General features: G+C 25.1%; 1 protein-coding gene and 1 pseudogene. Both read left to right on the forward strand.

Features of this window, described 5'->3' with window-relative positions; translation table 11 throughout:
- A pseudogene (locus H2279_RS08620) lies at positions 1–238 on the forward strand (hypothetical protein); the annotation flags it as partial.
- Positions 239–757: a hypothetical protein gene (locus tag H2279_RS08625; protein WP_337196287.1), complete on the forward strand. Its 519-nt coding sequence runs from the start codon at positions 239–241 to the stop codon at positions 755–757.
- The last annotated feature ends 19 nt before the right edge of the window (positions 758–776 follow it).

Here is a 776-nt window from a genome sequence, read left to right on the forward strand (position 1 = left end):
TCGTCAGATGGAGACTTATAAACCAAAATGGTATACAAAGTTTGCATCAAAAGTAACTTTTGAAGACATCCTACAATCTCCAAAAACCAAACAATACTATATTTATAATCAAGACTATCAAGATTATCAAAAATTCACCCCCTATGGTTTAGACTTTAAACTTTATAGTAAGGATTTTATTGCTAAACTTGATTTTAAAGATAAAACTTATAATGCGCTTTATGATACAGGAGTTTAAATGGTAGAAGCTATTGGTTTAGGATGGTTATTTGGTGTGATTTTCTTTTTTACTGGATTGTTTAGTGGAACAAAAGAATTTTGCACTTATATTTTAAGTGTTTTAATTATCTTTGCTTTATTAAATTATTTCATAAGAATCAATATAAAAGAGTTTTTAAAATCTTATTTTTTAACATTTTTTATTATTTTTCTTATTACCATCATCATAGGATTTTATGTAACTTATGATATTAATACAGACAGTTTTTTGTCTTTTTTAGATCCTCCAGAAGTTAAGAAACTTTCGCCAGATGAGTATCGTGCATATATTTATATAAACTTTTTATTTGATTGGATTTGCTATTTAACACTTTATGCACCTTTTATAGTTCTTTGTTTATTACAAGCTTATTTTTTTAAATGCTATAGCACAGGAGTAAAACGTAAAAAAATAAGTTTGTTTATAGGGTTTGCATGCAGCTCTCCTTTTATATTAATGTTTTTTAATTATATAAATGATGGAAATATTTATTTATAGTAAAGATTTCATTGCTAAG

The organism is Campylobacter sp. B0100352/1 (genome assembly GCF_020135855.1).
Classification (GTDB): Bacteria; Campylobacterota; Campylobacteria; order Campylobacterales; family Campylobacteraceae; genus Campylobacter_D; species Campylobacter_D taeniopygiae.

Excerpts from the sequence above, each read along its gene's own strand:
- H2279_RS08625 (WP_337196287.1), top strand. The coding sequence starts at position 239 with ATGGTAGAAGCTATTGGTTTAGGATGGTTATTTGGTGTGATTTTCTTT.